Below are 25894 nucleotides of genomic sequence, written 5' to 3'. Positions count from 1 at the left end.
GCCTAGCGGGCGTTGAGGAGGTGTTCGATGGCGAGCTGGTTCAGCCTGACGAAGGCAAAGGAACGCTCGGCGGCCTTGTCGGCGTCGAAGTCCTCAAACGCGGCGGCGTCCTTGAGCAGGTCCGCGGCGTTCTCGCCCTCGGCGAGGGTGGATTCGCCGAGTTCGAAGACGCCGGAGGCGGCGAGGGCTTCCTGGACCTGGGGGTCGGCACGGAACGCGGTGGCGCGTTCCTTGAGCAACAGGTACATGGCCATGTTGGCTTTGGCTGACTCCCAGACGCCGTCGTAGCCGTCGGTGCGGGAGGGCTTGTAGTCGAAGTGCCGGGGACCCTCGTAGCGGGGGCCGCCGTTCGGGAAGCCGTTTTCGAGCAGGTCGACGGTGAAGAAGGCGCTGGTGAGGTCGCCGTGGCCGAAGACGAGGTCCTGGTCGTACTTGATGCCGCGCTGGCCGTTGAGGTCGATGTGGAAAAGCTTGCCGGCCCAGAGGGCCTGGGCGATGCCGTGGGTGAAGTTCAGCCCGGCCATCTGCTCGTGGCCGGTTTCGGGGTTCAGGCCCACGATGTCGCCGTGTTCAAGCTGGGCGATGAACGCCAGTCCGTGCCCGACGGTGGGCAGGAAGATGTCGCCGCGGGGCTCGTTCGGCTTGGGCTCGAGCGCGATCCGGAGGTTGTAGCCCTTGTCCTTGATGTAGCCGGCGGCGGTGTCCACGCCTTCCTTCATGCGGTCCAGGGCGGCGGCGAGGTCCTTGGAGCCGTCGTATTCGCTGCCTTCGCGGCCGCCCCACATGACGAAGGTTTCGGCGCCGAATTCTGCGGCGGAGTCGATGTTCCGCAGGACTTTGGACAGGGCGAAGCGGCGGATGGAGCGGTCGTTGGAGGTGAAGCCGCCGTCCTTGAACACCGGGTGGCTGAACAGGTTCGTGGTGACCATGGGCACCTTCAGGCCGGTCTCTGCCAGGGCCGCCCGGAAATTCTTCAGGATCAGGTCCCGCTCCGAGGCAGTGGCACCGAAGGGGACCAGGTCGTTGTCGTGGAACGTGATGCCATAGGCGCCCAGTTCAGCCAAACGGTGCACCGCCTCAACCGGGTCGAGCGCGGCGCGGGTAGCGACACCGAACGGGTCCGCGCCGGTCCAGCCAACGGTCCAGAGGCCAAAAGTGAACTTGTCTGTGGGGGTGGGGGAAAAGGTCATTGATGCGTCCTTGCACTTGTGCCGCAGTAGCGCGGGCAATTAGTTCATTGCCTAAACTATATGCACGGCCGTAGGCTGGGGTCAAGAGGTCCGGCTCCCGCGCCGGAGAATAAATCCTGAAGGAGCTTTCCCGTGGCGACGGTATCCGCATTGGCTGCAACCGAGGCCGGCGCTCCCGGCAGCATGGGCGATGTGCGCCGGAGCAACCTCGCGCTGGTGCTGGGCACCATAGCTGAGGCGCCGGCGGGTGTTCATCCCAGCAGGGCCCAAGTGGCCGCGGCAACAGGCTTGACCAAGGCCTCGGTGTCGAGCCTGGTCCTGGACCTTTTGGACGCGGGGCTCCTCCGTGAAACAGGACAAAGCCAGCAGGGACGCGGCCGCCCCGGGGTCGGGCTTGAACTCAGCCCTGGTCGCGCCGTCCTGGGTATGGAAATCAACGTTGACTACATTTCGGCGGGCCTGGTCGATCTGTCCGGGAAGCTCATGGTCCATGAAGTGCAGGAGCGCGACAACCGCCTCTCCGGAACGGGCCCCGTGCTGGCCGCGCTCGCCGGGCTGGCTGGCCGCCTGCGCGCCGGGGCCGCGGACGGCGGGGTGGAGGTTCTTGGGGGAGGGCTCGCGGTGCCCGGACTCGTCGATCCTGCTGCATTCCGCGTTCTCACCGCCCCGAACCTTGGCTGGACGGATGTTGACCTGGACCCCGGCGCGCTGCTGCCTGGCGCACCGCTGGGCGTCGCCCTGTTCAACGAAGCCAACGCTGCAGCCCTGGCCGAGGCGCGGCACCGGCCAGACGGCGGGTCCAACTTCCTGTTCGTCTCCGGCGAAGTGGGCGTTGGTGGCGGACTGGTCATTGGTTCGGAGCTGTTCTCCGGCCCGGAGGGACACGCCGGGGAAGTAGGACACGTCGTGGTGGAACCCGACGGCGCCCGCTGTTCCTGCGGCGGGACCGGCTGTCTGGAAACCGTGGCCGGCCAGGACGCCATTCTTGCCGCGGCCGGCATTCCCGCTGATTCCCGGACGCACTCCCAGTCAATGGGCGCACTGGTGCAGTCGCTGCAGGCCGGCGGGCCCGGGGCCCTGCAGGCCGTGGATCTCGCGGGCCGGCATCTGGGCGTGGCACTGGCTTCGACTGCCCGGGTAGTGAACATCGGCTCCGTGGTGCTCGGTGGCCACTTCGCCATCCTCGACCCATGGCTGCGGGCGCCGCTTCTGGAAAGCCTCGAAAAATATGCTCCGGGCAGGTTTTCCCCGGAGCAGGTGACGCTCTCCGTCGTGGGACAGTCCGGTGCGCTCCTCGGCTCTGCCGGGAGCGTGGTCCGTTCGCTCATCGACGCGCCGTACCTGCTGCAGTCCTGACTTGGGGACAGATGCACCAGCGGTCAATTTGCTACCGGGACAACGACCTATTTTCGACGGGGACAACGACGCCTCCGGTTTTGGACCGGAGGCGTTCCTCGTATGTGCCCCAGGAGGGAATCGAACCCCCGACCGGCGGATTAGAAGGCCGCTGCTCTATCCCCTGAGCTACTGAGGCGGGTGCGTCGGGAGGTGAACTCCGGCGCCTCAAAAAGTCTACATTGCCCGGACTGCCGGTGGTGTCATGGCTGTCCGGTGCCGGACTTCTCCTCCACAGGCTGCCCGTCAGGGCGGTTGTTCACATAGCACTATACGGCTCTCGTTCCTGCCAACCTCCGGCGGCAAGCTGGTCTTGCCTGCTAAGGCGCCACCATTGACGACAGGACGTAGAGATGAGCGACACCATAACGATCCGGGGCTTCGTCGCCACCGAGATCAAAACCGCAACAACACCAGGGGGAGTGGCCACGGCCTCTTTCCGGATCGGCTCCACCTCCCGCCGGTATGACAGGGAATCCGGCACCTGGGCGGATGGCCACACCAACTGGTTCCTGGTCCAGGGCTACCGCCACCTTGCGGGCAGCATGGGCTGCAGCATCAGAAAAGGACAGCCCGTCATCGTGGTGGGCAAGCTGAAGATCCGCAGCTGGGAAAGGGACGGCAGGGTCTACTACTCACACACCATTGATGCTGACGCCGTGGGTCATGACCTCACCTGGGGCACCGCCAACTTCATGCGATCCTCCACCAAACCGCTGCTCTCGCTGGTGGAGCAGGAGCCTTCTTTCGACGGTGGCCGCCAGCCTGCCACGGACGGTGCGTTCGAGGAGCCGGAGGACGTTGAAGAGGACCTGACCGAAGGAGGGGATCCGGCTGCAGCATACATCGAGGATAGAAACGGTGACCTGGTCGCCCTGGACCTGGAAACGGGGGAGCTCGCCGAATCCGGAGTCTAGGAAACCACAACCACCGCCCCGCAGGTTCCTGGGCGGGCAAGGCCCCGGCACCCCCCGGCCTGGCCCTGTCCGCCCAGGTTGCAAACCGGCCCCGTGGCCCGTGGCAGAATGACACCATGCGGCTTATCCCTAACCATCGGCAGATGAATCTAACCGGTGCCTCATCGGCCGCGCGTGCAGCTTCCATCCCGTTCCGTTCCCTGCCACTTCGCGTGGTTGCCGGCGCGGCCCTTGTCGCCATGATGTCCGCCTGCACCCCGGGATCCGTCACCGGACCTGCCACGCCCCTAACCGGCACGGGGGACGTACCTGCACAAACGGCTCCGGCCGGTGACGGCAACGTCCAGGACCCCGAAGCGCTAGCGGATACGTCGGCCAAGCCATCACCCGATCCGGCTGCGGCGGCCACCGAAACGGTCAAGCAGACTGTCACTAATGTACTGACGCAACTGGCGTCGGCAGCGCCCAAGCCTGCCACCGCCCAGGTTGCCGATGCCCTGACAGGCGCCGGCATCGCGCCCGCAGTCCTTCAGGTCTCGCAGAGCCGCACCCCCACTGGCCTGGAGGCGGACGCCATCGAGGCGGCGGTGCTGCAAGGCAGTGACTGCGTCATTGGCCAGGTCCGGGAGGGAACCGTCACGGTGACGGTCCTGCCGGTGCTGGCGAGCGGCAAGTGCTTCGTGGGGTCCTGAATCCGCGGCAAATATGAGTTAAGCCAGCCAACCCACTAGATTTGGAACCATGGCGGAATTTATCTACACAATGACCAAGGCCCGAAAAGCCGTTGGCGAAAAGCTCATTCTTGACGACGTAAGCATGTCGTTCTTCCCTGGCGCCAAGATTGGCGTTGTAGGCCCGAACGGTGCCGGTAAGTCCACCATCCTCAAGATCATGGCCGGACTGGACACCCCCTCGAACGGCGAGGCCCGGCTCAGCCCCGGTTACACCGTAGGCATCCTGCTGCAGGAGCCTCCGCTGAACGAAGAGAAGACCGTCCTGGGAAACGTCCAGGAAGGCGTGGGCGAGATCTACGGCAAGATCCAGCGCTTCAACGAAATTTCCGAGGAAATGGCCAGCCCTGACGCTGACTATGACACCCTCCTTGAGGAAATGGGAAAGCTCCAGGAAGCCATCGATGCCGCCGACGCCTGGGACCTTGATTCCCAGCTCGAGCAGGCCATGGACGCGCTCCGCTGCCCGCCCGCAGACGCTGACGTGACCAACCTTTCCGGTGGTGAGCGCCGCCGCGTCGCTCTCTGCAAGCTCCTCCTGCAGAAGCCGGACCTGCTGCTCCTCGATGAGCCCACCAACCACCTGGACGCTGAAAGCGTGCTGTGGCTCGAGCAGCACCTGTCCAGCTACTCCGGCGCCGTCCTGGCCGTCACCCACGACCGTTACTTTCTGGACCACGTGGCGGAATGGATCGCCGAAGTGGACCGCGGCCACTTGTACCCCTACGAGGGCAACTACTCCACCTACCTGGAGAAAAAGCGCGCCCGGCTGGAGATCCAGGGCAAGAAGGACGCCAAGCAGGCCAAGCGCCTGGCTGAGGAACTCGAGTGGGTCCGCTCCAACGCAAAGGGCCGGCAGACCAAGTCGAAAGCCCGCCTCGCCCGCTACGAGGAGATGGCCGCGGAGGCGGACCGTACCCGCAAGCTTGACTTCGAGGAGATCCAGATCCCGCCGGGACCCCGTCTGGGCGGCCTGGTGCTGGAGGCCAAGAACCTCCAAAAGGGCTTTGAGGACCGGGTCCTGATTGACGGCCTGTCCTTCAGCCTGCCCCGCAACGGCATTGTGGGGGTCATCGGGCCCAACGGTGTGGGCAAGACCACCTTGTTCAAGACCATCGTTGGCCTGGAACCGCTCGACGGCGGCGACCTGAAGATCGGCGACTCCGTCAAGATTTCCTACGCGGACCAGAGCCGCGGCGGCATCGACCCCAACAAGACCTTGTGGGAAGTTGTTTCTGACGGGCTCGATTTTATCCAGGTGGGCCACGTGGAAATGCCGTCCCGCGCCTACGTTGCCGCCTTCGGCTTCAAAGGCCCGGACCAGCAGAAGAAGGCCGGCGTGCTCTCCGGCGGTGAGCGCAACCGCCTGAACCTCGCCCTGACCCTCAAGCAGGGCGGAAACCTGCTGCTCCTCGACGAGCCCACCAACGACCTCGACGTCGAAACCCTCAGCAGCCTGGAAAACGCGCTGCTCGAATTCCCCGGCTGCGCTGTCGTCGTCTCGCACGACCGCTGGTTCCTGGACCGTGTGGCCACGCACATCCTGGCCTACGAAGGCGATGACGAAAACCCCTCCAAGTGGTACTGGTTTGAAGGCAACTTCGAGTCCTACGAGGAGAACAAGGTGGAGCGGCTCGGCCCCGATGCCGCGAAGCCGCATCGCGTGACCCACCGCCGCCTGACCCGCGACTAAGCGCCGGGCAAGGAGCCACAGACCGGAGGAGGCCGGCACCCGCATGGGTGCCGGCCTCCTCCGCGCCCGGGGTTTTCCAGGACGCAGCTGTTCGGCGGACGCGGATTCCCAGGGACAGCTAGTCGCGGCCAGCCTTGCGGATCTGGTGCTCCAGGACCTTGGACTGAAAGGCACCCGCCACCTTGCTCTTCAAATCCGTGGGGACCCGGACCATGCCCTCCTGTGCAACCGACGCAACGTGCTGGCCGGCCTGGTTGAAAATCCTGCCGGTGGCAAGTCCGCGGGCGCCCTGCGCACTGGGTGAATCCTGGACATAGAGGAGCCATTCATCAACCCGGGCGGGACGGTGCCACCACATGGCATGGTCAAGGCTGGCCACGTTCATGCCCGGCGTGATCCAGCTCAGGCCATGCCGACGCAAAATGGACTCCAGCAGCGTGTAGTCGCTGGCGTAAGCCAGGGCAGCCCGGTGCAGGTTGGCGTTGTCCGGCATGGGCCCGAACGTCTTCATCCATACGGCGTTCCGGGCTTCCCTGGTGCCTTTGGCCGAGACGTACAGCGGCGGATCCACGTGCCTGATGTCGAAGGGCCGTTCGTAGGCCCAGTGCCGTGCTACGGGGTGGTCGAACTTGCCCAGCAGGTCCGCGGTGGAGGGGAGGGATTCGGGGTCCGGAATGCCCACAGGCATGGGGGATTCGTGCTCGACCCCTTCGTCCTCCCCCTGGAAGGACGCGATCATGGACAGGATGGGCACGCCGTCCTGGTACGCATGGACGCGCCGGGCGGAAAAGGACCGGCCGTCACGGAGCCGCTGCACCCCGAAGGTGATGGGCTTGTTGGCGTCGCCGGGCCGCAGGAAGTACCCGTGCATGGAATGGACGAAGCGCTCCGCGTCCACCGTTCGGATGGACGCGATAAGTGACTGTGCCAGTACCTGGCCGCCGAAGACGCGGTGGTGGGGCTGCTGCTGAGATGGCCCAAGGAAGATGTCCTCGTCCGTCCGCGCCCCCTCCAGCTGGCCAAGGTCAAGGAGTTTGATCAGCGAGGAGGTGGGGTCACCGCTTGGAGGCGCCAGGAGTCCGGCTTCGGCTTCAGTCATGGTTTGACTCTAGACGGCGCCCCCGCACTGCTCAACCGGCGCCCAGCCGGTAGTGTTCTTAGTGTGTCTGATCTCCTCACCTCGTCCTTCCGCTTCGCCGATCCCAGGGATTTGGCTGACCTAAAGACCTACGCCACGCGTGCCAAAGCCATCGACGACGGCGCGATCCGGCTGCAGGCTGCCGGTTCCGTCCTCGCGGCGTACGTGTGCGTGCTGCGGCCCAGGCTGCTGGGCGAGTCCACTCCCACCATCCTGGGACTGCGCACCATGGCACTGGCCGCACCCTCGGAGACGGACGTCACCGTGACGCTGTCGGCTGTCCTGGACCGTCTGGCCAGGGCTGGGGAGGACGACGTCGAGTTGCCGGTTCCGCCGACCACCGTCACCGAATCCTGGACGGGAGTGGGCGCCCCGCGGAGCGGCTGGGAGCTGCTTGGCCCGCTGCATGACGCATTCCTTCGGGAGGCTGCCGAGGCCGGTATCGCTGAAGTGGCCAAGATTGTCCCTGACAAGCCAGGCGCCATGGTCGTGAACAACGCGCGCGCCGCCGTCTGGGGAAGGGTACTGGACAGCTCCGGACTGCCGGCGGGCGCGGCCTTCGCGGCCCTCGCCCTGGGCTTCCTGGCCGACGGCGACCAGAAGCTGTACCGGTCCGGCCGCTGGTTCCGGCTCACCGGCAACCGGGGGCACGTCCTCGCGCGGACCGGAAGCGGGCTGCTCTAAGCGGCAGCGAAGGCAGCACAGCTCACTGGTCGGACGGGCTGTTGATCATGGACAGCGCGGCGCGCTCCATGTAGTCCCACAGCGTGCCCTCGTAGAGCGGCGGCAGCTCCAGGGCGTCCACGGCTTTGCGCATGTGGAAGAGCCAACGGTCCTTTGCCTCGGGCGTCACCTTGAACGGCATGTGGCGCATCCGGAGGCGGGGATGGCCGCGCTCTTCGCCGTATGTGGTGGGCCCGCCCCAGTACTGCTCCAGGAACATCAGGAACCGCCGCTTGGCCGGCCCCAGGTCCTCTTCCGGGTACATCGGCCGCAGCAGCGGATCGGTTGCCACGCCGTCGTAAAAGACATCGATGAGCTTGACGAACGTGTCGTGGCCGCCCACGGCGTCGTAAAAGTTATCGGTGTAGCCGGGCTGGCTGAAGGGATCGTTCTGCATCAGCTGGCGCGGCCGCTGTGGCTCGACAGGAATCGTCATGGTTTATTCTCCGGCTTTCTGTTCGGTCTTGGTGTTCTGGGCACCATGATCCGAACTCTGGTCCGTGGTTCCGTCTGCTGATTCGTGCACTGGCGTGTAGTTTCCCTGCGAGCGGTTGCCCACGCGCAGGATCTCGCCGTTGCGCAGGTACCAGATGGCGCCGTCGTCGGAGCGGACACGCGTGATACGCAGGCCCATGGACTCGACCACGCCCACCACCTCGCTGGTTTCGATCACGTCGCCGATGCCGTACTGGTCTTCAATGGTGATGAAGATGCCCGCCAAAAAGTCGCGGATCAGCTGCTGGGCGCCGAAACCGATGGCCACACCGAGGATCCCGACGCTGGTGAGCAGCGGGGCGATGTTGATATCCAGGTTCTGGAGCACGTACATGCCGGTGATGACCACGACCAGGACGCCCACCACGCTGTTCAGCAGTGAACCAATGGTCTCGGCGCGCTGCACGCGCCGTTCATGGTCCAGCGCGCGCAGGGCGGGCGCCACCCACTTGAACGTGCGCTTCTTGAAGAAGTTGCTTCCGGACGCCACCCGCGAGGTGATACGCGAAATGACGAACGTTGCTACCAGCCATACGGCAACACCCACACCGAGGCTGATCACGATCCCCGTGATGCTGATGCCGCCCGGATCGGACGCGGCGGACGGCAGGACTGACAACATGCTGACCATAAGCGGGAAAAACTCCTTGAAGCGTGGCTGTGTTCTCCTTTAACCCTAGCCCCGTACCGTGGAGCCGTCCGCATCCTCGTCCTCGGCGGAACCGCCTTCCTGTCAGCAGAAGTCGTCCGCCGGGCGGTGGCTGCCGGGCACCGGGCCGCCCTCCTGGCGCGGGGAACGGCGGGCGGGCCGCCGCCGGGTGCGGTATGGATCAGGGCGGACCGTTCACTTGGCGCGAACGCCTATGACGGCGTGTCGGGAGATTGCGGCGCCGTCATCGACGTAGCCCGGAATCCGGTACCGGCCCAGCGGCCCTGGCGGGAAACACTGGAGGACACCCTGCGGGACGAACGCAGGCGCGGACTGGACCGGCCCCGTAAAGCCGGGCTTGTGGCCGCAACGGAAGCCCGGCCCATCGACGAGCTTCGCCGAATCCTTTGAGGCCCGTCCACCCCATCTGGGTAGCAGCAGACGTCGTTTTGGGCCCCCAATACGACATCTGCTGCTACCCAGTTGGGGTATCAGGGCGTCAGCGTCACAGGCTCGTGTTCCACGGGGAAGTTCACGCTCCGGGCAATGAAGCACACCTGGTTGGCTTCGTGGTGGAGCCCCTGCGCCAGCTCCGCCTGCCCGGCGTCCGCAACGGTAACCCGGGGGCGCAGCGTCACCCGTTCGAACTGGCCGCTGCCGTCACGGTTCAGCCGCAGCATTCCCGTCGCCTCGTCGCGGTAGTCCGTCACCACCACGCCGTGTTTGACGGCCACATGCAGGTAGGAGAGCATGTGGCACTGCGCCAGTGCGGCGAGAAGCAGCTGCTCCGGGTTGTACCGTTCCCGGTCGCCGTGGAACGTCGGGTCTGCGGAGCCCTTGAGGACGGGCAGCCCGGCGATGATCACGTCATGGTCCCGCGCGTAGCCGCGGTACGACGAAGTCCCGTCACCCCGGTTGCCGGTCCACTGCACCGCCAGGGCGTAGTGGTGTTCGGAAAGGCCCATCACTTACCCACTGCGTTCGTGGAGCTACACATCGGCGGCCCGTGCACGCAGGGCGCGCGCAACGCCGTCGCGGTTTTCCAGCATCATGCGCCGCAGTGCCGCACTCCCGGGCGGGAGGGCCGCGAGGAAGCCGTCCGTGCGGTCAATAGTCGCCTGCGTGGTCAGCAGTGCAGGATAGAGTCCGACGACGATCTGCTGGGCAAGTGCGTGCGTGCGGCTTTCGACGATGCCCGGCACCGCCTCGAAATACTTCTCCGCGTAGGGCTCCAGAAGGGACCGGTCAATGACGCGCATGAAGCCGGTCACCGCCGATCCCTGCAACGCGTTGGACAGTTCGCCCCTGACCACGATCGAGTCCCAGGCCGCTGCCTTCGCTTCGGGGGTCGGGATGGCCGCCTTGGCCAGGGCTGCGGCATTCTGCCCGCTGGACGTGTTGTCATGCCGCAGTTCGGCGTCGATTCCGTCCTGGCCCATCCGGCCGCCGGCAACCAGCGAAGCCACCAGCTCCCAGCGGAGGTCCTGGTCCACGCTGAGCCCCTCCAGCGGCACCGTGCCGTTGAGCAACCCGGCCACCCGGTCCAGCTGCTGCCCGCTGCTTGCCAGCAGTGCGAAGGACTTGACGAACTGCAGCTGCGCATCCGAGCCACCGGGAACTTCGGAAGCAAGCATCCAGAGCCTGTCCGCCGCCGCCACGGTGGTTGCCTTCCGGTGCTCCTCGGCCACGTAGAAGTTCAGCGTGGTGGCCAGCTGGCGGAGCTGCACCAGGATCACCGAGGAATCGGATTCGGCCGCAACATTGGCCAGGATCAGCTCCACGTACTTCCGGGCAGGGGTTTCACCGTCGCGGGCAGCATCCCATGCGGAATTCCAGACGAGGGTCCGGGGCAGGCTCGCCTCAAAGTCCTTCAGGTGGGCCGTCGCCGTCGCCAGCGATTTCGGATCCAGCCGGACCTTGGCGTAGGCGAGGTCGTCGTCGTTGACCAGGATCAGGTCAGGCTGGGCCAGGCCCGCCAGGGCAGGCACCTCCGTGCGTTCGCCGTCGACGTCCAGCTCCTCGCGGTGCACCCGCTCAAGCTTTCCGGCATCGTTCAGGTTGTAGAAGCCCACCGCGAGCCGGTGCGGACGGATGGTGGGCCATTCCTGCACCGCGGACTGCAGAATCGCGAAGGACCGCAGCGTGCCGTCGGCGTCTGTTTCCAGTTCCGGCCTGAGGGTATTGACGCCGGCGGTTTCCAGCCATTGCCGCCCCCAGTCGTCCAGGTCGCGGCCGCTGGCCTTTTCCAGCTCCACCATCAGGTCGCGTAGCTCGGTGTTCTGCCAGGCGTGCTTGGCGAAGTACTCCCGGACGCCCGCCATGAACTGCTCCGGCCCCACCCAGGCCACCAGCTGGCGGAGGACGGACGCGCCCTTGGCGTAGGTGATGCCGTCGAAGTTCACCTCGACGTCCTGCAGGTCGTTAATCTCGGCGAAGATGGGATGGGTAGTGGGCAGCTGGTCCTGGCGGTACGCCCAGGATTTCTCCACCGAGGCGAAGGTGGTCCAGGCGCTCGTGAACGAGGTGGCTTCCACCGCCGCCAGGTGGGACATGTACTCCGCGAACGATTCGTTCAGCCACAAATCGTTCCACCACCGCATGGTCACCAGGTCTCCGAACCACATGTGGGCCAGCTCATGCAGGACGGTGATGGCGCGGCGCTCAATCTGGGCGCCGGTGACCTTGCTGCGGAAGACGTAGCCTTCAAGGATGGTCACTGCCCCGGCGTTCTCCATCGCGCCGGCATTGAACTCCGGCACGAAGAGCTGGTCGTACTTCTCGAAGGGATAGGGGCAGCCGAACTGCTCCTCGAAGAATGCGAAGCCCTGCCGGGTCAGCTCGAAGATGTTGTCCGCATCCAGGTACTGCATGAGAGACTTCCGTGCGAAGACGCCAAGCGGGATAACCCGGCCGTCGGAGCTGGCCACTTCGCTGCGGACGGACTGGTACGGGCCGGCAATCAAAGCGGTGACGTAGGAGGAGAGCCGGGGAGTCGGGGCGAAAGTCCAGACGGAGCGGGCGCTGCCATCCTCACCAGGAGCAACCGCGGCCGGCGCGGGAGTGGGGGAATTGGAGATGACATCCCAGTGCGACGGCGCGGTGACGGTGAACGCGAACGTGGCCTTCAGGTCCGGCTGTTCAAAAACAGCAAACATCCTGCGCGAATCGGGAACCTCGAACTGGGTGTAGAGGTAGACCTCGCTGTCCACCGGATCCACGAACCGGTGCAGGCCTTCGCCGGTGTTCATGTACGGGGCATCGGCCACGACAGTGAGCTCGTTGTGCTCCTGGAGGTCCGGCAGCTGGATCCGCACACCGTCCGACACGGCGGCCGGATCGAGGCCCCGGCCGTTCAGGGTGACACTGTGCACGGTGCGCGTCACGGCATCGATGAAGGTGGAGGACCCGGGCCTTGCGGTGAATTTCACGGTGGTGGTGCTGCCGAAAACCTCCCCGCCCCTTGTCAGGTCCAGGTCGATATCGTAGGAGTCAACGGTGATCAGTTCGGCCCGCTCACGGGCTTCGGCGCGGGTCAGGTTCATGCCTGGCAAGTGGACCTCCAGAGAAGTTGCGGCTGCGGAGGTGGGGTACCCAGCTCCGGCACTGATCATTCTTGCATTCCCGGCCCCCGCACGTTGCCCCCGTCACACCCAGCGCGGCGTGCTGCACCGTCACGGCGGCGCCCGGCGCGGAGTAGCGTTAACTCATGGGAAAGTTCCTGGATTCGGTGGATGCCAAGGCCCTGCGCTTTGCCGTCGGGTTTCCGGTCGTGCTGGCCGGCGCTTTTGTCCTCTGCGCATTATTGCTGCGGCGTGACCTCCCCGAGCCGCTGGCCGTCCGCTGGACGGACGCCGGCGGCGCAGCCTTCGCCCCGTTCGGTGCCTTCGTTGGTGCGGGCGCCCTGATGATCGTGCTGTTCGGCTGGCTTGTCCTCTACCAGGCCGTGCCGCTGGGCAGGCCGGTGGTGATGCGCCGGATCATGATGGGCGCCGGCCTGTTCCTCAGCCTCTTCATGACCACCGCCCTGGCGGCCGGCCTCGTCGGCCAGGCCGGACTCGCCGACGCCCGGGAATCCCGGGTTGACCTGACTGTCCTTGCGCTCGGCAGCGGCGCCGCGGTGGCCCTCGGCGTGACCATGGGCTTCGTCTACAAAGCGGACCAGCAGTGGTCCCCGGACGACGACCGGGCCCTCCAGGCTGCCATCGCCAAAGAACTCGATCCGGACCTGACCAGGGACAGCATGCGCTTTTGGGTCCACGCCCGGAGCTCGGTCTTTGTCATGATCGCCATCGCTTCTCTGTTCCCGGCGGCGCTGATCGCCATCGCCGTGCCGTGGCTGGGCGTACTGCTCGTGATCATGGCCTTCTTTGGAGCCGCGTTCCTGTTTGCCCGCGTCAAGGCGGACCGCGGCGGACTGAAAGTCCTGCTGGCGGGCGTGGTTCCGGTGATGGACATCCCGGCAGGTTCCATCACTGCAGCCAGCGCGGCGGACGTGCGGGCCGCTGATTATGGCGGGTGGGGCTACCGGAACCACGGAGAAACCGCCGCGATGCTCGTCAGCAGCGGCCCCGCCGTCGTCGTCAGCAAGAGCGACGGCCGGCGCCTGGCAGTCAGCAGCGGAAGCCAGGCTTCGGCCACACGGCTCGCGGAAGTCCTCACCCGGGTGGCCGACAGGGCGCGTCGGGGCGGGGGTTCCCAGCAGGCCGGCCCCGCGGACTCCTAGTATCCTTGTCCGTGTTGTTCCACCGGCCGGCGCCTCCCGGACCGGCCGCCAGCGCCGCTAACTGAACGGATTCTGCTCGTGACCTCTTCCCCTGCCTTCCCGCGGGTCCACATCGCCACCGACCACGCAGGAATGGAGCTCAGCGCCCACCTGGTATCCCACCTGACCGCCAAGGGCTATGAAGTGGTGGACCACGGTCCCAAGGTTTATGACGCCCAGGACGATTACCCGTCCTTCTGCATCAACGCCGCCCTCGCTGTGGTGGCCGACCAGCGGGCCGGAGTGCACGCACTCGGCATCGTGCTGGGCGGGTCCGGAAACGGCGAACAGATCGCGGCGAACAAGGTCAAGGGTGTAAGGGCAGCCCTCGCCTGGAACCACTCCACAGCCACCCTGGCCCGCGAGCACAACGACGCCAACGTGGTGGCTGTTGGCGGCCGCCAGCACACGGTGGAGGAAGCCACGGAGCTCATCGAAGCTTTCCTGGCCGAGCCCTTCAGCAACGATGAGCGCCACGTCCGCAGGATCGGCAAGATCGCTGCCTACGAGGCCACCGGCGAGGTCATCGAGTAGTGCCGGAGGGGCATTCAGTCCGACGCCTGGCCCGACAGTTCGGGGACGTCTTCGCCGGGGAGAAGCTCGCCGTGTCCAGCCCGCAGGGCAGGTTCCGCGGGGGAGCAGCACTGCTGGATGGCCACACGCTGCTCACCGCCGAAGCCCACGGAAAGCACCTGTTCCTGCACTTCGACAACTCGCTTGTACTGCACGTCCACCTGGGCCTGTACGGCGCCTGGAGCTTCGGCGGGGACCGCACCTTCACCGGCGCCTCCAGTATTGGGGCGCCACGCAGGGTGGGGGAGCAGGAGGCCTTCCCGGAAGGAAATGACGACGCCGGTGCCCCCTACGCGGGCCCGCCCGCCCCGGTGGGGGCGGTCCGGGTCCGGCTCGCCAGCAGCCACGGCTGGGCGGACCTGCGCGGTGCAACAACCTGCGAAACGATCACTGCCGCGGAGGCCGATGCCGTGCTGGCCCGGCTGGGGCCCGATCCGCTGCGCAACCGCCGTGGCGACGCCGGCCGCTTTGCCGCCAACCTTCAAAGCCGCAAGGCACCTGTGGCCGCGCTGCTGATGGACCAGAAGATTATTGCCGGCATCGGCAACGTCTACCGGGCCGAGGTCCTTTTCCGGCTGCGCCTGCACCCCTGGCTTCCGGGGGCTGCCGTGACAGACACCGCGGCGCGGAAACTGTGGCGCGACGTCGTCTCCCTCATGAACGACGGCGTGGCCGACGGCCGCATCATCACCACGCCGCCCAAGTACTGGACCCTCAACGGGACGACCGCCGCGAAAGCAGCCGCCGCCGGCTTGCCGGTCCCGGCCAGGAGCGGAAGCTTCCCGTCCCGCGATGACGTCCATTTCGTCTACAAGCGGCACGGCCTGCCCTGCCGGGTGTGCCGCACCATCGTGCTCATCGCCGAGTTGGCCGGCCGCAACCTGTACTGGTGCCCGAACTGCCAGCAGGAGTAAGCGGGGTACGGAGAGACCCCGGATACGAAAAAGCCCCTGCGAAAAAGCCCGGACGAAAAAGTCTGGAACGAAAAAAGCCCCTCAATTGAGGGGCTTTTTGTTCCGCAGAGGGGACGACGGGAATCGAACCCGCGTAATCAGTTTGGAAGACTGAGGCTTTACCATTAAGCTACGTCCCCGAAGGAAGTTCTGACTGCAACACTAGCAGCTGGAAACTTCGGGCTGGCTGTCCAAGCCGGATATAACTAAACCTAATCCATGGGCTACGTGTCAAATGTGCAAACACGGCGCGTATCACCGTAGACTTGCCTGTGCACTAACGGGGTGTAGCTCAGCTTGGCTAGAGCGCCTGCTTTGGGAGCAGGAAGTCGCAGGTTCAAATCCTGTCACCCCGACTCTGCGGCCCGGACCACACGGCCTGGACAAAAACATTGCGTTTGCAGAAACCCATCCCACAAACCCAGGAGTACTTAGACCGTGAAGAGCGCTGTCGAGAACCTCACCCCCACGCGGGTCAAGCTCAACGTTGAGGTTCCCTTTGAGGAACTGAAGCCCAGCATCGACTCGGCTTACAAGACTGTTGCTTCGCAGATCCAGGTCCCTGGCTTCCGTAAGGGCAAGGTTCCCGCCAAGCTCATCGACCAGCGCGTCGGCCGTGGCTACGTCCTCGAAACCGCCATCAACGAAGGCCTCAACGGCTGGTACCAGGCTGCCGTGCAGGAATCCGGCATCCGCCCGCTGAGCCGTCCCGAGGTTGAGATCACCGAAGTTCCGGATCCCTCCGCCACCGACGGCGGCCTGAAGTTCGCTGCCGAGGTTGACGTCCGCCCCGAGATCGAACTGCCGGACTACGCCGGTATCAAGGTTGAGGTTGCCGCTGCCGAGTCTTCCGAAGAAGACGTGGACAAGGCCCTTGATGAGCTGCGCGGCCGCTTCGGCACGCTGAAGTCCGTTGACCGCCCGGCTGCCGACGGCGACTTCCTCACCATCGACATCACCGCCACCATCGACGGCGAAGAGGTGGACTCCGCCTCCGGACTGTCCTACCAGGTGGGCTCGGGCACTATGCTCGAAGGCCTTGACGAGGCCGTGACCGGCCTCAGCGCCGACGAAGACGCCATCTTCGAAACCACCCTGGTGGGCGGCGACCATGCCGGCGAAGCATCCCAGGTCAAGGTTGTGGTGAAGGCCGTCAAGGAACGCGAACTGCCGGAAGCCAACGACGACTTCGCCCAGCTGGCTTCCGAGTTCGACACCCTGGCCGAACTCCGCGAAGACCTGGCCAAGCAGGCCGCCGATTCCAAGATCGTGGAGCAGGGCGTTGAGGCCCGCGACAAGGTCCTGGACAAGCTGGTTGAGCTCGTCGAGGTTCCGGTTCCGGACTCCGTCGTCGAGGAGCAGCTCGAAGCCCACTTCAAGGAGGGCAGCGGCCACGGCGAAGGCGAGCACGACACCGAGGAACACCGCGAAGAAGTCCGCGCGAACACCGCCCGGGCCTTCCAGAACGAGATCATCCTCGACGCCATTGCCGAGAAGGAAGAAGTCAACGTCAGCCAGAACGAGCTGATCGACTACATCGTCACCACCGCCGGCCAGTACGGCATGGACCCCAACCAGTTCGCGCAGATCATCGACCAGAGCGGCCAGGTCCCCATGATGGTTTCCGAGGTCCGCCGCCGCAAGGCGCTGGCTGTTGTCCTCGGCCAGGCCGAAGTCACCGACACTGACGGCAAGGCCGTGGACCTGAGCGACTTCGTCCGTCCCGGCGGCGAGGAAGCTCCCGCTGCTGAAGCAGCAGACACCGAGGCTGTTGAGGCCGAGACCGCTGCCGAGGACGACAAGGCCGAGGCAAAGGCCTAGTCACAACGACGCACGCACGGCCCCTGGATCGCCAGATCCGGGGGCCGTTCGCGTTCCGCGGGGGTTCAACCACCCCCGGTTCGCCCATCGTGCGCCGTCAGCGAACAGCCCTCGGGGCGCGAACAAAATGTCGGTGAAACCGGTTAGTGTCCAAGTAGTGATTTTCAGTGATGTCACCGTCACCAGCGAGAGGTAAGTAAACATGTCACAGCACCCAGAGGCCCCCCGGATGGCGACCGTCGATCCCGCGGCCCAGGACAACTACATTTACAACCGCCTGCTGAAGGAGCGGATCATCTGGCTTGGCTCGGAGGTGCGCGATGACAACGCCAACGCAATCTGCTCCCAGCTGCTCCTCCTGTCCGCCGAGAACCCGGACAAGGACATCTACCTGTACATCAACTCCCCGGGCGGCTCCGTGACGGCCGGCATGGCCATCTACGACACCATGCAGTTCATCCCCAACGACGTCGTCACCGTCGCCACCGGCCTTGCCGCCTCCATGGGACAGTTCCTGTTGTCCTCCGGCACCAAGGGCAAGCGCTACGCCACCCCCAACGCCCGCGTCCTGATGCACCAGCCCTCCGGCGGCATCGGCGGCACCGCTTCGGACATCAAGATCCAGGCCGAACTCATCCTCCACATGAAGAAGGTCATGGCGGAGCTGACCGCCGAGCAAACCGGGCAGACCGTGGACACCATCCTCAAGGACAACGATCGCGACAAGTGGTTCACCGCTACGGAGGCCCTCGAGTACGGCTTCTTCGACAAGATCGCCGCCCATGCCGGCTCCGTGTCCGGCGGCGGCGGAACGTCGAACGGCTCGGGCAGCCAGTCAGCATCCGAGAACTAACCCGGCACCAAGAACACTCAGATCAGGAGCAACAAAAATGAACTACAACTTCGGGTGGTCTGCCGGTAATCTTCCGTCCAGCCGCTACGTCCTGCCCCAGTTCGAGGAGCGTACCCCGTACGGCTTCAAGCGCCAGGATCCCTACACCAAGCTCTTTGAGGACCGCATCATCTTCCTCGGCGTGCAGGTGGACGACGCATCGGCCGACGATGTCATGGCCCAGCTGCTGGTCCTCGAGTCCACCGACCCGGACCGAGACATCACCCTCTACATCAACTCGCCCGGCGGCTCCTTCACCGCCATGACGGCCATCTACGACACCATGCAGTACATCCGGCCTGAGATCCAGACCGTCTGCCTGGGACAGGCCGCAAGCGCCGCCGCCGTCCTCCTTGCTGCCGGAACCCCGGGCAAGCGCCTGGCGCTTCCCAACGCCCGGGTACTGATCCACCAGCCCGCCCTCTCCGGCGGCCAGGGCGGACAGGCCTCCGACCTGGAAATCCAGGCGGCGGAAGTCATGCGCATGCGGTCCTGGCTTGAGGACACCCTGGCCCACCACTCGGGCCGAACGTCGGAGCAGGTTAACAACGACATCGAGCGTGACAAGATCCTTACCGCGGACGAGGCCCAGGCATACGGGCTGATCGACCAGGTCCTGGATTCACGCAAGATCAAACCTCAGGCAATCACGAGGTAGCAGTACGTAAAGCGCCGGTGCGGGCCAGTTCATTTGGCCCCACCGGCCTTTTCCTTCCACCCATGGGGGCCAATGTGACCTAGAGTGGATGTTGTCACAAACCGGTCCTCGCAGGCTGGTGAAGATTCCAGCAACGGTGCAAGGCTGCTCGGCAGCAAGATACTAAGGGGTTCACATATGGCTCGGATTGGCGAGAGCACGGATCTGCTGAAGTGCTCTTTCTGCGGAAAGAGCCAGAAGCAGGTGCGCAAGCTCATTGCCGGGCCAGGAGTCTACATCTGCGATGAATGCATTGAACTGTGCAACGAAATCATCGAGGAGGAACTCGCGGAGGTCGCCGATCTGGGCAGTTTCGAACTGCCAAAGCCCCGCGAAATTTTCGACTTCCTGCAGGAATACGTGATCGGCCAGGAGCCTGCAAAGCGTTCCCTCGCTGTCGCCGTCTACAACCACTACAAGCGGATCCAGGCCGGCCACGCACCCAAATCCGGCAGCCTTGCCGACGGCGGCCACCATGACGACGTCGAAATCGCCAAGTCGAACATCCTCCTCATCGGCCCCACGGGCTGCGGCAAGACCTACCTGGCCCAGACCCTCGCCCGCCGGCTGAACGTCCCGTTCGCCGTCGCGGACGCCACAGCGCTGACCGAGGCCGGCTATGTGGGCGAGGACGTGGAGAACATCCTCCTCAAGCTCATCCAGGCCGCTGACTATGACGTCAAGAAGGCCGAACAGGGTATTATCTACATCGACGAGATCGACAAAATCTCCCGCAAGAGCGAAAACCCCTCCATCACCCGCGACGTCTCCGGGGAAGGTGTCCAGCAGGCGCTCCTGAAAATCCTGGAGGGCACCGTCGCCTCCGTGCCGCCGCAGGGCGGCAGGAAGCATCCCCACCAGGAATTCATCCAGATCGACACCACCAACGTCCTGTTCATTGTTGCCGGTGCCTTTGCCGGCCTTGAGGAAATCATTGGATCCCGTTCCGGACGGAAGGGGATCGGATTCGGTGCACCGCTCAACGAAGCGAGCAAGAAGGTGGACTCCTATGGCGAGGTCATGCCGGAGGACCTGCTCAAGTTCGGCCTGATCCCGGAATTCATCGGCCGCCTCCCCGTGATCACCACGGTGTCCAACCTGGACCGCGATGCCCTGATCCAGATCCTGTCCACGCCCAAGAACGCGCTGGTCAAGCAGTACCAGAAGATGTTCCAGATCGATGGTGTCGAGCTCGTTTTCGATGACACCGCCCTGGACGCCATCGCGGACCAGGCGCTGGAGCGCGGCACCGGTGCCCGCGGCCTCCGTGCCATCCTGGAGGAAGTCCTGCTTCCGGTGATGTTCGATCTCCCCAGCCGTGAAGACGTTGCAAGCGTAGTGATCACCGAGGACGTTGTGCTGAGGGGCGCGGAGCCCACCATGATTCCGCACGCAGCAAAGCGCCGGAAGTCCGCCTGACCGGATCTCCACAATCCGTAATGCCCCTGTCAGCCTTGGCTGCCCCCTGCGCAGCCGCCCTACCTGGAGGACAAACAGCCATGTCTGAAACCGCCAAGAACAAAGCCGACTTCTGGTTTGATCCGCTCTGCCCCTTCGCCTGGATCACTTCCCGGTGGATCGGGGAGGTTGAGGAGGTCCGGAACATTGACACGGAGTGGCACGTCATGAGCCTGGCCGTGCTCAACGAGGGCCGCGACCTGGAGCCGTCCTACCGGGAGTCCATGGACAACGCCTGGGGCATGGTTCGCGTCATCATCGCCGCCCGGGAAGAGCACGGACCTGGGACCGTCAAGGCGCTGTACGACGCCATGGGTACGCTGATCCACGACGGCGGCGAGAAGGACCGCGGCCTCGTGATCAGCAAGGCGCTGGCGGAGTGCGGACTTCCTGCCTCCCTGGCAGGGGCTGCCACTACGGACGCCTACGACGCCCAGCTCCGTGCGAGCCATGAGGAAGGCATTTCCCTGGTGGGGCAGGACGTTGGCACGCCAGTGGTGGCCTTCAACGGAACAGCGTTCTTCGGTCCGGTCCTCACCCGTATTCCCCGCGGCGAGGAGGCCGGCAGGCTCTGGGACGCCACCACCGCCCTGGCTGCCTACCCGCACTTCTTCGAACTCAAGAGGAGCCGCACCGAGAGGCCGGAATTCGACTGAGGCCCCGGTCCAGCATGCGCGCAAGGGCCCTGGGAAAACTACCTGTATGTAGTTCTCCCGGGGCCCTTGCGCATGGCCCCGGGCGGGACAAGAATGGTTTTTACCCACTTCGAAAGAAGTGGGACGCAGGAACCAAGGATTCAGTGACATGTATTTGACGCAGCCTTTGGCAAAGCCAGATACAAGCTACCAGTGACGAGGTAGGAAGACCTGAAAATCTGAGGATCCTGCCAGACCATCAAGACGTCACCAGATGGCCGAAAAGTCGAAGCCCCACCAACGGCAAAACGCTGATGGGGCTTCCCCTTTGCCCTGAAACAGGGCCTGCGGTACCTAGGCCTTGGCGGGCTCGTCAGTGACCGCAAGGTCCACGTCGCTGACCATAAGCTCACCTTCGGCGGCCACGAGGTTGATCTCCCGGGCGTTGGACGCGGCCTTCAGGTCGGACAGGCCGGCCTGGAGCTGTGCGGTCAATGCCTCCGGTGCGGTGATGGTCGCGGACAGCACCTCCGTGCGCTGCTTGACCTTCGCCTCGGACTTGGCCTTGCGGACACCGCTGAGCGCAACGCCCACCGTGGCCAGCATGGTGGTGTCCCCGCCGGGAACCTCCAGCTCCGTTGGCCACTCCGCGCGGTGGACCGAACCGTTGCGCCACCAGCTCCATACTTCTTCGGTAGCAAAGGGCAGGAACGGCGCGAACAGCCGCAGCAGCGTGTCCAGCGTGGTGGCCAGTGCGGCCAGCACCGAGGCCTGCTGGGCTTCACCCGCAGCGCCGTACGCCCGGTCCTTGATGAGCTCCACGTAGTCGTCCGTGAACTGCCAGAAGAAGCTCTCGGTGATCTGCAGCGCCCGGGCGTAGTCGTAGTTTTCGAACGCTTTGGTTGACTCACGCACAACCTCGCCCAGCTGTGCCAGCAGGGCAAGGTCGAGGGGATTCGTGAGGACGGACAGGTCCGCACGCACCACCGAGTCTTCCGTGGCCCCGAGGTTAAGGACGAACTTGGAGGCGTTCAGCAGCTTGATGGCCAGGCGGCGCCCGATCTTCATCTGGGCAATCTCGTAAGCGGTGTCGGCACCCAGCCGGGCGGAGGCAGCCCAGTAGCGGACGGCATCGGAACCGTACTCGTCCAGGATGTCCGTGGGGACCACCACGTTGCCCTTGGACTTGGACATCTTCTTGCGGTCCGGATCCAGGATCCAGCCGGAAATGGCAGCGTGCTTCCAGGGCGGGTTCTTCTGCAGTGCATCGGCGCGCACCACCGAGGAGAAGAGCCAGGTCCGGATGATGTCGTGGCCCTGCGGGCGCAGATCAAACGGGTAGACCTTGGCGAAGAGGTCTTCGTCCCGGCTCCAGCCGCCCACGATCTGCGGTGTCAGCGACGAGGTGGCCCAGGTGTCGAAGATGTCGGCGTCACCGGTGAAGCCGCCGGGCACATCGCGCTGGGATTCGTCGTAGCCCGGTGCGGCGTCGGCCATCGGGTCCACCGGCAGCTGCTCATCCGAGGGGACGATGGGCGCGTCGTAGTTCGGGTTGCCGTCGTTGTCCAGCGGGTACCAGACGGGGATGGGCACGCCAAAGAAGCGCTGCCGGGAGACCAGCCAGTCGCCGTTGAGCCCGGAGATCCAGTTCTCGTACCGTGAGCGCATGAACGCGGGGTGGAAGTCAATCTCCTGGCCGCGGGAGATCAGCCGTTCGCGGCGGTCTTCGTCACGGCCGCCGTTGCGGATGTACCACTGGCGGGACGTGACAACTTCAAGCGGCTTGTCACCCTTCTCGTAGAAGTTCACGGGGTGCATGATCTTCTTCGGTTCACCCTCGAGGAGGTCTTCGGCGGCCAGGAGCTCCACGACGCCTTCCTTGGCGCTGAAGACGGTCTTGCCGGCGATCTTCGCGAACGCCTCCCGGCCGGCGTCCGTGGTGATCCACTCGGGGGTTTCCCCGATGATGCGGCCGTCGCGGCCCACAATTGCGCGGGTTGGCAGCTGCAGCTCGCGCCACCAGGTCACGTCCGTCAGGTCACCGAAGGTACACACCATGGCGATGCCGGATCCCTTGTCCGCCTTCGCGAGCGGGTGGGCTTTGACCTCAACGTCGACGCCGAACACGGGGGAGGTGACCTTCTTGCCGAACAACGGCTGGTACCGTTCGTCGTCGGGGTTTGCCACCAGCGCCGCGCAGGCGGCCAGGAGTTCGGGACGCGTGGTCTCGATGTAGATCTTCCCGCCGTCCTCGGTGAAGAAGGGGTAGCGGTAGTACGTGCCGGGCACTTCCCGGTCCTCGAGCTCGGCCTGCGCCACTGCCGTCCGGAAGGTGACGTCCCACAGGGTCGGCGCTTCGGCCATGTAGGCGTCGCCGGCGGCGAGGTTGGCCAGGAACGCGCGCTGCGAGGCTGCACGCGAGTTGTCATCGATGGTCCGGTACGTCAGCTTCCAGTCGACCGACAGGCCAAGCGTCTGGAACAGGTTTTCGAAAACCTTCTCGTCCTCGACCGCCAGTTCCTCACACAGCTCGATGAAGTTCCGCCGGGAGACCACGTCGAAGTCCCGCTGGTTCTTGGCCGGCTGGGCGGGCGGCCGGTAGTCCGGGTTGTAGGGGACGGCGGGGTCGCAGCGGACGCCGTAGTAGTTCTGGACCCGGCGTTCGGTGGGCAGGCCGTTGTCGTCCCAGCCCATCGGGTAGAAGACGTTCTTGCCGGTCATGCGCTGGTAGCGGGCCAGCACGTCGGTCTGTGTGTAGGAGAACATGTGCCCCACGTGCAGGGACCCCGAGGCGGTGGGCGGGGGAGTGTCGATCGAGTAGACCTGCTCCCGGGTGGTGTCGGGGTTGAACCTGTAGGTCCCTTCGGCCAGCCAGCGCTGCGTAAGCGCAGCTTCGAGGCCTTCGAGGGCCGGCTTGTCAGGAACGTTGATGGGGGTGGTGGTGGGCGTGTCTGTACCCTGAGTGTCTTCAGCCATTGGGCAATTCTTTCATGCTCTGTTGCATCGCACCGAACCGCGGCGGAGTAGCATGCCGCCCATGGGCGCAACAGGCGGCAGCTTCGCCGCGAAACGGATCTTCGACCCGTGGGCGGACGACGACGGCTCCCGGGGTCCTGGTGGACAGGCTCTGGCCGCGCGGCGCCACCCGCCTGACGTTTTACGCCGGGTAACTGGCGGTCAGGTTCCCAAGCAGTGGCGGGCTATGGTGGTGCCATGACTGACGTGCAGAAGAAGGCAGCTTTGGTGACCGGCGCGAGCAGCGGGATCGGGGAAGCCACCGTGCGGGCCTTGCGGGCTGACGGATGGTCGGTGTTTGCCGTGGCACGCCGTGCCGACCGGTTGGAAGCACTGGCGGCCGAAACGGGCGCCGTCGCCATCCCGGCCGATATATCCGAGGACGACGACGTGTCCCGGCTGCTCACCCAGGTCACCGAAGCGGGTGGCATCGACACCCTCATCAACATCGCCGGCGGCGCCAGGGGCGCCGACCGGATCGGCGAAGCCAGCACGGAGGACTGGGACTGGATGTACCGGGTCAACGTCCTGGGCACCATGAAGCTGACGCGCGCGTTCCTGCCCATGCTGCGCGCCAAGGGCGAAGGCACGGTGCTGAACCTGACGTCCACCGCGGGGCTGGCGGCCTACGAGGGCGGTGCCGGGTACAACGCGGCGAAATTTGCCCAGCGTGCCATGACCGAAGCGCTCCGGCTGGAGGAGGCCGACCATAATGTCCGGGTCATCGAGGTTGCGCCGGGGCTGGTCCAGACCGAGGAGTTTGCCCTGAACCGGCTCGGTGACCGGCAGGCTGCGGACAAGGTCTACCAGGGCGTGGAGAAACCGCTCACGGCCCAAGACGTCGCCGGCGTGGTCCTGTATGCCGTCAGCGCCCCGCACCATGTCAACCTGGACCAGATCGTCATCCGGCCGGTGGCGCAGGCATCCAACTACAAGCTGATCAGGAAAGGCTGACTTCGCCTACGGAAGCACCAGCCGGGCCACGACGGCGGCGTGGTCGCTGCCGGGCACCAGCACGCGGTCGAACCCGGCAACCGTGACTCCCGCGCTGACCAGGATGTGGTCGAGGGCCACGAACGGTGGGACCGGGCCGTTGAGCGGCCAGGTGGGGGTGAGGCCCTTGCCGGCTGCCTGCGCAGCATCCTTCAGCCCCGTCTCCAGCAGCTCCCGGAATTCCCGGTGGTCGGCGGCAGCGTTGAAGTCTCCCAGCAGGACGGCGGACGCACCAGCCGGCAGGCCGGCGTGGAGGGTGCCGAGCTGTTTCAGTTCACTGCGCCACTGTGGTGTATGCCCCGGCCGCGGCGAGTCCACATGGACGGCCGTCAGGCGCAGGCGGGTGCCGGCGCCCGGAACGTCGGCCACTGCCTGGCTCTGGTAGAACACGGAGCCGGGGACGCGTTCCTGGCGCTGCAGGGGAAAGCGTGCGAACAGTGCGCTGCCGGTTCCCGCCCAGTCCACATCAAGGACCCGGTGGGGCAGTTCGGAGGCCAGCCCGGCGCCGTCGAGCGCCTCCAGGCCAGCAGGCGCCAGCTCCGGCAGGGCGAGGACATCCACGTTCCGGCGCCGCACCTCCGAAAGCAGCGCGCCCGCATCGATTCCCGTTGAGCCCACGTTGAGTGCCATCACCGTCAGGAGCCGGCCCCCCTCCCTGTCCGGGCCCTGCGCAGCAGCCCGGTTCGCCACCTGAGGCGGGACCTCAGCCAGCACACGGGGCGCCACCAGGCCAACCTGGACCGCCAGCAGCGCCACGGCCAGCGAGGCCACCACCACCCTGCCGGTGCCGGCATGGCGGACCAGGGCCACCAGCGCACCGGCAAGGGCGGCCGCCGTCGGCAACAGCGTCGCGGGAAAGAACGCGAGCAACTGCATCCAGGGGGTACCCACGTCCCACGGGACCAGGCGCAGCACCGTCAGGGCGGCACCGGGCAGGGCAAGGACCACCACCGCTGCCAAACCCAACCTGCGCATAGCCCATTATCGGGAATGGACCACCCGGAATGGCACAGGACGCCGCGGCAATAGTAGACTCGTAACCGGCTACGACCCGGCAATCACCGGTGAGCTTCCGGAAGAACACGCGGAAAACCAGTACCTGGCAGCCGCGCCAGTAGAACCGGACGGGTAAGCCCGTCACAGCAGTAATGAGAGGCCGTCGCG

General features: G+C 65.5%; 23 protein-coding genes and 3 tRNA genes. 16 read left to right on the top strand and 10 right to left on the bottom strand.

Going from position 1 to position 25894, the window contains the following annotated elements:
- Positions 1 to 2: 2 nt before the first annotated feature.
- Positions 3 to 1190, bottom strand: coding sequence for a xylose isomerase (xylA, locus tag AC5RUU_RS18560; RefSeq protein ID WP_493976675.1), 1188 nt, complete (start codon positions 1188 to 1190; stop codon positions 3 to 5).
- Positions 1191 to 1373: 183 nt separating this feature from the next.
- On the opposite strand from xylA, the gene AC5RUU_RS18555 reads away from it, so the two are divergent.
- Positions 1374 to 2546, top strand: coding sequence for an ROK family transcriptional regulator (locus AC5RUU_RS18555; RefSeq protein WP_493976706.1), 1173 nt, complete (start codon positions 1374 to 1376; stop codon positions 2544 to 2546).
- A 105-nt stretch (positions 2547 to 2651) separates the two neighbouring features.
- Here AC5RUU_RS18555 and AC5RUU_RS18550 read toward each other — a convergent pair.
- A tRNA-Arg gene (locus AC5RUU_RS18550) sits at positions 2652 to 2724 on the bottom strand.
- Between the two features lie 214 nt (positions 2725 to 2938).
- Between AC5RUU_RS18550 and AC5RUU_RS18545 the strand changes: the two genes are divergently transcribed.
- From AC5RUU_RS18545 to ettA, 3 genes are all read left to right on the top strand, one after another.
- Positions 2939 to 3502 (top strand): single-stranded DNA-binding protein, encoded by a 564-nt coding sequence (locus AC5RUU_RS18545; protein WP_493976674.1) that lies wholly within the window; start codon positions 2939 to 2941, stop codon positions 3500 to 3502.
- Between the two features lie 143 nt (positions 3503 to 3645).
- Complete coding sequence (locus tag AC5RUU_RS18540; RefSeq protein ID WP_493976673.1) at positions 3646 to 4194, top strand: DUF6993 domain-containing protein; 549 nt, start codon at positions 3646 to 3648, stop codon at positions 4192 to 4194.
- Between the two features lie 49 nt (positions 4195 to 4243).
- Positions 4244 to 5926: an energy-dependent translational throttle protein EttA gene (gene ettA / locus AC5RUU_RS18535; RefSeq protein WP_493976672.1), complete on the top strand. Its 1683-nt coding sequence runs from the start codon at positions 4244 to 4246 to the stop codon at positions 5924 to 5926.
- A gap of 118 nt (positions 5927 to 6044) precedes the next feature.
- Here the strand turns inward: ettA and AC5RUU_RS18530 are convergent, their stop codons facing one another.
- Positions 6045 to 7025: an acyl-CoA thioesterase gene (locus tag AC5RUU_RS18530; RefSeq protein ID WP_493976671.1), complete on the bottom strand. Its 981-nt coding sequence runs from the start codon at positions 7023 to 7025 to the stop codon at positions 6045 to 6047.
- 63 nt (positions 7026 to 7088) lie between these two features.
- On the opposite strand from AC5RUU_RS18530, the gene AC5RUU_RS18525 reads away from it, so the two are divergent.
- Positions 7089 to 7748, top strand: coding sequence for a DUF8185 domain-containing protein (locus AC5RUU_RS18525; protein WP_493976670.1), 660 nt, complete (start codon positions 7089 to 7091; stop codon positions 7746 to 7748).
- A 22-nt stretch (positions 7749 to 7770) separates the two neighbouring features.
- On the opposite strand, the gene AC5RUU_RS18520 is transcribed toward AC5RUU_RS18525, so the two are convergent.
- Positions 7771 to 8223, bottom strand: coding sequence for a globin (locus tag AC5RUU_RS18520; protein ID WP_493976669.1), 453 nt, complete (start codon positions 8221 to 8223; stop codon positions 7771 to 7773).
- 3 nt (positions 8224 to 8226) lie between these two features.
- Positions 8227 to 8913 (bottom strand): mechanosensitive ion channel family protein, encoded by a 687-nt coding sequence (locus AC5RUU_RS18515; protein WP_493976668.1) that lies wholly within the window; start codon positions 8911 to 8913, stop codon positions 8227 to 8229.
- 126 nt (positions 8914 to 9039) lie between these two features.
- On the opposite strand from AC5RUU_RS18515, the gene AC5RUU_RS18510 reads away from it, so the two are divergent.
- Positions 9040 to 9342, top strand: a complete 303-nt coding sequence (locus AC5RUU_RS18510; RefSeq protein WP_493976667.1) for a hypothetical protein — start codon at positions 9040 to 9042, stop codon at positions 9340 to 9342.
- Positions 9343 to 9422: 80 nt separating this feature from the next.
- Here the strand turns inward: AC5RUU_RS18510 and AC5RUU_RS18505 are convergent, their stop codons facing one another.
- Together AC5RUU_RS18505 and pepN are read right to left on the bottom strand one after the other, a co-directional pair.
- Positions 9423 to 9896 (bottom strand): OsmC family protein, encoded by a 474-nt coding sequence (locus AC5RUU_RS18505; RefSeq protein WP_493976666.1) that lies wholly within the window; start codon positions 9894 to 9896, stop codon positions 9423 to 9425.
- A 24-nt stretch (positions 9897 to 9920) separates the two neighbouring features.
- Entirely contained in the window at positions 9921 to 12473 is a 2553-nt protein-coding gene (gene pepN, locus AC5RUU_RS18500) for an aminopeptidase N (protein ID WP_493976665.1), read from the bottom strand.
- Positions 12474 to 12637: 164 nt separating this feature from the next.
- Here pepN and AC5RUU_RS18495 point away from each other — a divergent pair, with 164 nt between their 5' ends.
- The 3 genes from AC5RUU_RS18495 (at position 12638) to AC5RUU_RS18485 (ending at position 15180) form a co-directional block, all read left to right on the top strand.
- Positions 12638 to 13654: a hypothetical protein gene (locus tag AC5RUU_RS18495; protein WP_493976664.1), complete on the top strand. Its 1017-nt coding sequence runs from the start codon at positions 12638 to 12640 to the stop codon at positions 13652 to 13654.
- A 78-nt stretch (positions 13655 to 13732) separates the two neighbouring features.
- On the top strand, positions 13733 to 14227 hold the full coding sequence (locus AC5RUU_RS18490) for a ribose-5-phosphate isomerase (RefSeq protein ID WP_493976663.1): 495 nt from the start codon (positions 13733 to 13735) through the stop codon (positions 14225 to 14227).
- Complete coding sequence (locus AC5RUU_RS18485) at positions 14227 to 15180, top strand: Fpg/Nei family DNA glycosylase (RefSeq protein WP_493976662.1); 954 nt, start codon at positions 14227 to 14229, stop codon at positions 15178 to 15180. Before AC5RUU_RS18490 ends, AC5RUU_RS18485 begins: the two co-directional genes overlap by 1 nt.
- Positions 15181 to 15288: 108 nt before the next feature.
- On the opposite strand, the gene AC5RUU_RS18480 is transcribed toward AC5RUU_RS18485, so the two are convergent.
- Positions 15289 to 15359: transfer RNA gene (locus AC5RUU_RS18480), tRNA-Gly, on the bottom strand.
- 141 nt (positions 15360 to 15500) lie between these two features.
- Between AC5RUU_RS18480 and AC5RUU_RS18475 the strand changes: the two genes are divergently transcribed.
- From AC5RUU_RS18475 to AC5RUU_RS18450, 6 genes are all read left to right on the top strand, one after another.
- Positions 15501 to 15575 (top strand) — tRNA-Pro (locus AC5RUU_RS18475).
- Positions 15576 to 15657: 82 nt separating this feature from the next.
- Positions 15658 to 17040, top strand: a complete 1383-nt coding sequence (tig, locus tag AC5RUU_RS18470; protein ID WP_493976661.1) for a trigger factor — start codon at positions 15658 to 15660, stop codon at positions 17038 to 17040.
- Between the two features lie 229 nt (positions 17041 to 17269).
- Entirely contained in the window at positions 17270 to 17893 is a 624-nt protein-coding gene (locus AC5RUU_RS18465) for an ATP-dependent Clp protease proteolytic subunit (RefSeq protein ID WP_493976705.1), read from the top strand.
- Positions 17894 to 17930: 37 nt separating this feature from the next.
- Positions 17931 to 18590, top strand: coding sequence for an ATP-dependent Clp protease proteolytic subunit (locus tag AC5RUU_RS18460; protein ID WP_493976660.1), 660 nt, complete (start codon positions 17931 to 17933; stop codon positions 18588 to 18590).
- Positions 18591 to 18767: 177 nt separating this feature from the next.
- Positions 18768 to 20048: an ATP-dependent Clp protease ATP-binding subunit ClpX gene (gene clpX / locus AC5RUU_RS18455; RefSeq protein ID WP_493976659.1), complete on the top strand. Its 1281-nt coding sequence runs from the start codon at positions 18768 to 18770 to the stop codon at positions 20046 to 20048.
- Positions 20049 to 20128: 80 nt separating this feature from the next.
- Positions 20129 to 20743, top strand: a complete 615-nt coding sequence (locus tag AC5RUU_RS18450; RefSeq protein ID WP_493976658.1) for a mycothiol-dependent nitroreductase Rv2466c family protein — start codon at positions 20129 to 20131, stop codon at positions 20741 to 20743.
- A 333-nt stretch (positions 20744 to 21076) separates the two neighbouring features.
- On the opposite strand, the gene valS is transcribed toward AC5RUU_RS18450, so the two are convergent.
- Entirely contained in the window at positions 21077 to 23698 is a 2622-nt protein-coding gene (gene valS / locus AC5RUU_RS18445; protein ID WP_493976657.1) for a valine--tRNA ligase, read from the bottom strand.
- A 237-nt stretch (positions 23699 to 23935) separates the two neighbouring features.
- On the opposite strand from valS, the gene AC5RUU_RS18440 reads away from it, so the two are divergent.
- Positions 23936 to 24691: an SDR family oxidoreductase gene (locus tag AC5RUU_RS18440; protein ID WP_493976656.1), complete on the top strand. Its 756-nt coding sequence runs from the start codon at positions 23936 to 23938 to the stop codon at positions 24689 to 24691.
- A 6-nt stretch (positions 24692 to 24697) separates the two neighbouring features.
- On the opposite strand, the gene AC5RUU_RS18435 is transcribed toward AC5RUU_RS18440, so the two are convergent.
- The gene (locus tag AC5RUU_RS18435) at positions 24698 to 25705 is read right to left on the bottom strand and encodes an endonuclease/exonuclease/phosphatase family protein (RefSeq protein ID WP_493976655.1); all 1008 of its coding nucleotides are present in this window, start codon (positions 25703 to 25705) and stop codon (positions 24698 to 24700) included.
- Positions 25706 to 25894: the final 189 nt, after the last annotated feature.

Source organism: Arthrobacter sp. K4-10C, from assembly GCF_059090085.1.
The sequence above is the reverse complement of the archived record's forward strand: the minus strand, read 5'-3'. Positions and strand labels throughout refer to the sequence as shown.

Coding starts and splice junctions, on each gene's coding strand:
- AC5RUU_RS18450 (WP_493976658.1), top strand. CDS start 20,129: ATGTCTGAAACCGCCAAGAACAAAGCCGACTTCTGGTTTGATCCGCTC.
- AC5RUU_RS18520 (WP_493976669.1), bottom strand. CDS start 8,223: ATGACGATTCCTGTCGAGCCACAGCGGCCGCGCCAGCTGATGCAGAAC.
- AC5RUU_RS18540 (WP_493976673.1), top strand. CDS start 3,646: ATGAATCTAACCGGTGCCTCATCGGCCGCGCGTGCAGCTTCCATCCCG.
- clpX (WP_493976659.1), top strand. CDS start 18,768: ATGGCTCGGATTGGCGAGAGCACGGATCTGCTGAAGTGCTCTTTCTGC.
- AC5RUU_RS18530 (WP_493976671.1), bottom strand. CDS start 7,025: ATGACTGAAGCCGAAGCCGGACTCCTGGCGCCTCCAAGCGGTGACCCC.
- AC5RUU_RS18495 (WP_493976664.1), top strand. CDS start 12,638: ATGGGAAAGTTCCTGGATTCGGTGGATGCCAAGGCCCTGCGCTTTGCC.
- ettA (WP_493976672.1), top strand. CDS start 4,244: ATGGCGGAATTTATCTACACAATGACCAAGGCCCGAAAAGCCGTTGGC.
- pepN (WP_493976665.1), bottom strand. CDS start 12,473: ATGAACCTGACCCGCGCCGAAGCCCGTGAGCGGGCCGAACTGATCACC.
- AC5RUU_RS18515 (WP_493976668.1), bottom strand. CDS start 8,913: ATGGTCAGCATGTTGTCAGTCCTGCCGTCCGCCGCGTCCGATCCGGGC.
- AC5RUU_RS18505 (WP_493976666.1), bottom strand. CDS start 9,896: ATGGGCCTTTCCGAACACCACTACGCCCTGGCGGTGCAGTGGACCGGC.
- AC5RUU_RS18555 (WP_493976706.1), top strand. CDS start 1,374: ATGGGCGATGTGCGCCGGAGCAACCTCGCGCTGGTGCTGGGCACCATA.
- AC5RUU_RS18460 (WP_493976660.1), top strand. CDS start 17,931: ATGAACTACAACTTCGGGTGGTCTGCCGGTAATCTTCCGTCCAGCCGC.
- xylA (WP_493976675.1), bottom strand. CDS start 1,190: ATGACCTTTTCCCCCACCCCCACAGACAAGTTCACTTTTGGCCTCTGG.
- AC5RUU_RS18440 (WP_493976656.1), top strand. CDS start 23,936: ATGACTGACGTGCAGAAGAAGGCAGCTTTGGTGACCGGCGCGAGCAGC.
- AC5RUU_RS18465 (WP_493976705.1), top strand. CDS start 17,270: ATGGCGACCGTCGATCCCGCGGCCCAGGACAACTACATTTACAACCGC.
- AC5RUU_RS18545 (WP_493976674.1), top strand. CDS start 2,939: ATGAGCGACACCATAACGATCCGGGGCTTCGTCGCCACCGAGATCAAA.
- valS (WP_493976657.1), bottom strand. CDS start 23,698: ATGGCTGAAGACACTCAGGGTACAGACACGCCCACCACCACCCCCATC.
- AC5RUU_RS18435 (WP_493976655.1), bottom strand. CDS start 25,705: ATGCGCAGGTTGGGTTTGGCAGCGGTGGTGGTCCTTGCCCTGCCCGGT.